This window comes from Pseudomonas sp. GW456-E7 (genome assembly GCF_059424105.1).
The window spans coordinates 1-5,429 of record NZ_JBWKZB010000100.1; the positions used below are offsets into that span (position 1 = coordinate 1).

Here is a 5,429-nt window from a genome sequence, read left to right on the forward strand (position 1 = left end):
CCGTTGCCATATACCTGAAGAAATAACCAAATCCCCCGTGTAGGAGCTGCCGAAGGCTGCGATCTTTTGATCTTGTTTTTAAAAGCAAAATCAAAAGATCGCAGCCTTCGGCAGCTCCTACAGGGACCGTGGCGATCAGGTACAGGGGTCGCGGTGATCAGGTGGTGGTCAGGTGTTCAATCTGCACGTCGCTCAAGCCTGCTTTTCGCAAGATCAACGCGGTATGTTCGCCACGCCTGGGGACTGAGCCGGCCAAAGATGGCGTCGTCGAAAAACGCGGCGCCGGTGCAGCCTGCAACACGCCGTCCTGGCGCGAGTACACACCGCGCTCGGCCATGTGCGGATGACTCAGCGCTTCGGCTGGCGTCAGCACCGGGGCGAAGCAGGCGTCGCTGCCTTCGAGCAAGTCGACCCAGTGCTGGCGTGGCTGGCTGGCAAACACTGCGGCCAGGCGTTCACGCAAGGCGCCCCACAATCGTGGATCGTAGGGGTTCTTGAAATCCGCGTCATCGCCCAGGCCAAGCGTGTTGAACAGCAACGCGTTGAACTGCGGTTCGAGGGCCTGCACGCTGACGAACAAGCCATCGGCACAGGCATAAGTGCGTGCCCAGTGTGCACCATCGAGCAGCCCGCAACCGCGCTCCAGCGGCTGTTGACCGGCGGAGTGTGCCGACAGCAGCAGGTTCATCAGATTGGCACTGCCATCGACAATCGCCGCGTCCACCACCTGACCGACACCATTGGTCCCGGCATTGATGATGCCGGCGAGGATGCCCATCGCCAGGTACAGCGCACCGCCGCCCAGATCGCCCACCAGGGTAGGGGGCGCCATCGGCGGTTGACCGGCTTCACCGCTGAACCACAAGGCGCCAGACAGCGCGATGTAGTTGAGGTCGTGCCCGGCGGCCTGGGCCAATGGGCCCTGCTGGCCCCAGCCCGTCATGCGTCCGTAGACCAGGCGTGGATTGCGCGCCAGGCACTGCTCAGGGCCCAGGCCCAAGCGTTCCATCACGCCCGGGCGCATGCCTTCGATCAAGGCGTCCGCGCCTTCGATCAAGCGCAACACCGCTTCGACGGCCGCCGGATCCTTCAGGTCCAGGGCGATCGACTGTTTGCCGCGATTGACGATAGCGTGCTTGCCCAGGTCCAGCATGTCAGCGCCTTTGATGCCGGCGCGTTCCACCAGAATCACTTCGGCGCCCATGTCGGCCAGCAACATGCCACAAAACGGTCCCGGGCCGATGCCGGCGATTTCGACGATACGAACGCCGTCCAATACTCCCATGCGAGTACTCCTTTGGATTGACTTGGATTTGGGGGGGAAGATCAAAAGATCGCAGCCTTCGGCAGCTCCTACAGGGCTGCGATCTTTTGACGTTAACGACGGAGCAACAACGCGGCCATCACGGCGTGAAACGCAACCGCTGGCCACAACAACACCCCACTGCTGACAAACACCCCGACATACGCCAGGTACAACGCAACAACCCCGTTGTAGAACAGCATCGAGCGAACCGCGGCAATGCTGACCGGTCGAGGCCAACAGGCAATACCGAGCGCGATCAGGGCCAGGCCGAAGAACCGCGCAAACAGATGGGTTTCCTCGGTGCCGACAATCCCTAACAACAGCTGGCTGACCAGACCGGGAGTGAGCACAAAGGCCAGCCCCGTGGCGATTTCCACCACGGCGCAAACCGTCAGCAACTTATGCGGGGTGATTGAGCGTGCCGGATGCATGATCGTCCTCCAATGACACAGCGGCGCGGGCTGCGCGATCCTCGCGGATGAAGTCGGCGGCTTTTTCGCCGATCATCACGGTGGCGGCTGTGGTGCTACAGCCAATGATAGTCGGCATGATCGAAGCATCGACCACCCGCAGGCCTTGCAGACCGTGGACTTTCAATCGAGCGTCGACCACGGCCATGCCATCGCTGCCCATTTTGCACGTGCCCACCGGGTGATAGAGGGTGTCGGAGCGGTCGCGCAGGACTTGTTCGATTTCAGCGTCGGTGGTCATCGGCGCGCCAAGCACGTCTTGAGGGTTGAAGGCCTTGAAAGCGTCTTTCCCCATGACTTTTTCAATCACCCGATAACCCTGGATCAGGGTCTTGATGTCGTCTGGATGGGTCAGGAAGGCCGGGTCGATCAGCGGCGGCACCATCGGGTCGGTACTCGCCAGTTTCAGTTGCCCGATGCTTTTGGGGTGCAACAGGCAGGCATGCACGCTGAGGCCGTGACCGCGATACAGCGTGCGGCCGTGATCGGCAAACATGGCGACGGTCAGGGCCAGTTCGATATCGGCCTGACGCAATGCCGCAGAGGTTTTGACGAACGCGCAGGCCTCGGCAAAGTTGGTCGTCAGGGGACCAGAGCGTTTGCGCCAGTAGCGGAATATGGCTTTGGTCAGGTCCCAGATGCCCGCCAGTGACAGGCCGATCAAGTGGCGCGATTTGACGCGGTAGGAGTGCACGTAATCGATATGATCCACCAGGTTCTGGCCCACGCCCGGCAACTCGTGAACCACGGGGATGTCGAGTTTCAGCAAGTCGTTGGTCGGGCCAACCCCGGACAGCAGCAACAGCTGCGGGGAGTTGAACGCGCCGGAACTCAGGATCAGCTCATGCCGCGCGCGCAGGGAACGCTTTACGCCGTTTTGCACGAATTCAATGCCGACGGCGCGCTTGGCGTCGAAAATGATTCCCGTGGCGTGGGCGTGGGTTTCGATGCGCAGGTTCGTCCGATGGCGGTTAGGCGTCAGATAAGCTTTGGCCGCGCTGCAACGCTGCCCGTCCTTTTGCATCACTTGAACGCGGCCGAAACCTTCCATGTTCGCGCCGTTCTGGTCCGGGCACGCGGGATAGCCAGCCTGTACACCGGCTTCGACGAAGGTTTCGCCGAACGGGTTGGGCGAGGCGTGGAAGCGCACGTTGAGCGGGCCGTTCTGCCCGTGCAGCGCGTCCTTGAAGTGTTCGTTATGCTCGGCGCGCTTGAAGAACGGCAGCACCTCCTGGTAACTCCAGCCAGGGTTGCCCAACGCCGCCCAGCGATCAAAGTCTTCGGGGTGGCCGCGGTGATACGCCATGGCGTTGATCGAAGAGCTGCCGCCCAGGGTCTTGCCCCGTGGCTGATACCCGACACGGCCGTTCAAGCCCGGTTGCGGCACGGTCTGATACTGCCAGTTGTTGATCGAGGTCGGCACCATCGCCGCGACACCGGCCGGCATGTGCACCAGCGGGTTGGTGTCAGGGCCGCCGGCTTCGAGCAGGCACACCGAAATACTCGGGTCCTCTGACAGCCGACTGGCGACTACACAGCCTGCAGCACCTGCGCCGACCACGATGTAATCGAATTCTGTGTTCAGGTTCATGCGTATTCTTCTCTTTATTCGAGGCATAACTTGAGCGCATTGTGGGCACCTGGCCGGTTCGTCACTGGTCAATTGAATGAATTCGCAGGTCAGCGGGGCAGGTGACTATCGCGCCAAGCATCGGAACATCGAGGCCAGGTCCCTGATGGATCATTGACCGATGCATGATCGGGCGCGAGTATCGGCGTTCGCATACCCATAAGGCAGGCACATGTCAGGTTCGAAAACGCAGGCGCCAGGCGACGAAATCTCGTTGTTCGAAGAGGCGTTACAGCCCACCACCATCAGCAGTTATACCGTGGCTATCGCGCAGGCACTGGAGGCCAGTGGCGTGGACAGCAAGCGGATTTTTGCCGCCATGGGCATTCCACTGGGCGTCGCTACCGATCCGATGACCCGCTTGCCTGCGGCAACGATGACGCGTCTGTATCAAGCCTGCGTGGATGTGACCCACAACCCGTATTTCGGGTTGACCGTGGCCAAGCATATCCATCTGACGCACTTGCATGCCTTGGGGTACTCGCTGGCAGCCAGTGGCACGCTGATGGACTTCTGCCGACGGCTGGAGCGCTACTTCCGCCTGGTGTCCCAGGTCGCCAAGGCCAGTCTCAGTCAGGACGACTCGCACGTCCTGATGCGATTCGATCACCTGCTGGAACTGAGCGGTGAGACAGAAGATGCGTTTTTCGGCTTTCTGATTCGAACCATGCGCCTGCTCTACAAGCAGGAGTTCAAGCCGGTACGCGTGGAGTTGTGCCGGCCGATGCCCCACGAGGGGGCCGCACCGTATGAAGCCTTGTTCAGGTCACCGGTGTTGTTCGGTCAGGCCTCAGGCCTGCTGGTGTTCGACAAGGCTGACGTGATGCAGGTGCTCAGCGGCTCCTGCCCGGAACTGGCGCAGGTCAACGACAACATCATCATCAGTTATCTGGCGCGCCTGGATAAAAGTGACGTGATCACGGGCGTGACCCAGAAGATCATCGAGTTCCTTCCGGACGGCGACTGCACGCGGGACAAAGTTGCCAGTGCCTTGTGCATGAGCCCGACCAAGCTGCAACTGAAACTGTCCCAACGCGGCACCCATTTCCAGCAACTGCTCGATGACACGCGCAAGGAGCTGGCCTGCAGCTACCTGAGCCAGGCTTCGCGGCCGGTCACGGAGATCACCTTTTTGCTGGGCTTCAGCGATACCAGCAACTTCACCCGCGCGTTCAAGCGTTGGACCGGGTTGTCGCCGACGGATTTTCGGCAGCAGGGGTGAGGGTCAAGATCAAAAGATCGCAGCCTTCGGCAGCTCCTACAGGGAATTTGTGTACGCCACGAATTCATGACCGTACGCGATCAATGTAGGAGCTGCCGAAGGCTGCGATCTTTTGACTTTGCTTTTCTAAACCCAAATGGCATCCCACAAAGGGTAATCGCCTACACGCTTCACCACCCCCGCACGTATCGGGTTCATGATTATGTAACGCGCAGCATCCTTCAAATCCTCATCCCGCCGCAGAGCCCGATCGTAATAACCCCGCTGCCATAACCGGCCTCGTTCAATCGAGCGACTGCTACGGGATTTGATACGGCACATCAGCTCGGCCAACGTGCCTTGCTTCAATTCGACCAGCCAATGCAGGTGATCGGGCATCACAACCCAAGCCATCGAAGTGACCATTGCGGCCGCTTCTGCACTGCGAAGCTGTTCGACCAGCAAGCGGCCCACCCGCCAATCGGCAAAGACCGGTTGTCGCTGACAGGTGACAGCCGTCAGCAAATAAATACGACCCGACTCACAAACCCGACCCTTGCGCAGATGACATCCGTTTGCAGCGACAGGCATTCCATTGCCCTCCATGAAGGTGTTGTCGGACGAACGTTAGCTGCTGTTTTACACATCGGAACGACCAAGCATTTTCAAACTATGTCGAGACCCCCTGTAGGAGCTGCCGAAGGCTGCGATCTTTTGATCTTAAAAAATCAAAATCAAAAGATCGTCCGAACGCGGCCCGAGCCTTCGGCAGCTCCTACAAAAGCAAAAGGGGCACTTTGTCGCCCCCACGTTGTGTTGACC

5 protein-coding genes are annotated in these 5,429 nt (G+C 60.0%); 1 reads left to right on the top strand and 4 read right to left on the bottom strand.

The window, feature by feature from the left end; genetic code table 11:
- Positions 1 to 157: 157 nt before the first annotated feature.
- The 3 genes from AC07YV_RS29605 to AC07YV_RS29615 form a co-directional block, all read right to left on the bottom strand.
- The gene (locus AC07YV_RS29605; RefSeq protein WP_102702812.1) at positions 158 to 1,285 is read right to left on the bottom strand and encodes a CaiB/BaiF CoA transferase family protein; all 1,128 of its coding nucleotides are present in this window, start codon (positions 1,283 to 1,285) and stop codon (positions 158 to 160) included.
- 92 nt (positions 1,286 to 1,377) lie between these two features.
- Complete coding sequence (locus AC07YV_RS29610) at positions 1,378 to 1,737, bottom strand: hypothetical protein (RefSeq protein ID WP_102702811.1); 360 nt, start codon at positions 1,735 to 1,737, stop codon at positions 1,378 to 1,380.
- On the bottom strand, positions 1,706 to 3,367 hold the full coding sequence (locus tag AC07YV_RS29615; protein WP_102702810.1) for a GMC family oxidoreductase: 1,662 nt from the start codon (positions 3,365 to 3,367) through the stop codon (positions 1,706 to 1,708). The genes AC07YV_RS29610 and AC07YV_RS29615 overlap by 32 nt, the downstream gene beginning before the upstream one ends.
- 211 nt (positions 3,368 to 3,578) lie before the next feature.
- Between AC07YV_RS29615 and AC07YV_RS29620 the strand changes: the two genes are divergently transcribed.
- Positions 3,579 to 4,628 (top strand): AraC family transcriptional regulator, encoded by a 1,050-nt coding sequence (locus tag AC07YV_RS29620; protein WP_102702809.1) that lies wholly within the window; start codon positions 3,579 to 3,581, stop codon positions 4,626 to 4,628.
- Between the two features lie 126 nt (positions 4,629 to 4,754).
- Here AC07YV_RS29620 and AC07YV_RS29625 read toward each other — a convergent pair whose 3' ends face one another.
- Positions 4,755 to 5,198, bottom strand: coding sequence for an REP-associated tyrosine transposase (locus tag AC07YV_RS29625; protein WP_102702808.1), 444 nt, complete (start codon positions 5,196 to 5,198; stop codon positions 4,755 to 4,757).
- Positions 5,199 to 5,429: the final 231 nt, after the last annotated feature.

What these genes read in the sequence shown, in the direction of transcription:
- AC07YV_RS29605 (WP_102702812.1), bottom strand. Translation starts at nt 1,285, where the DNA reads ATGGGAGTATTGGACGGCGTTCGTATCGTCGAAATCGCCGGCATCGGC.
- AC07YV_RS29610 (WP_102702811.1), bottom strand. Translation starts at nt 1,737, where the DNA reads ATGCATCCGGCACGCTCAATCACCCCGCATAAGTTGCTGACGGTTTGC.
- AC07YV_RS29615 (WP_102702810.1), bottom strand. Translation starts at nt 3,367, where the DNA reads ATGAACCTGAACACAGAATTCGATTACATCGTGGTCGGCGCAGGTGCT.
- AC07YV_RS29620 (WP_102702809.1), top strand. Translation starts at nt 3,579, where the DNA reads ATGTCAGGTTCGAAAACGCAGGCGCCAGGCGACGAAATCTCGTTGTTC.
- AC07YV_RS29625 (WP_102702808.1), bottom strand. Translation starts at nt 5,198, where the DNA reads ATGCCTGTCGCTGCAAACGGATGTCATCTGCGCAAGGGTCGGGTTTGT.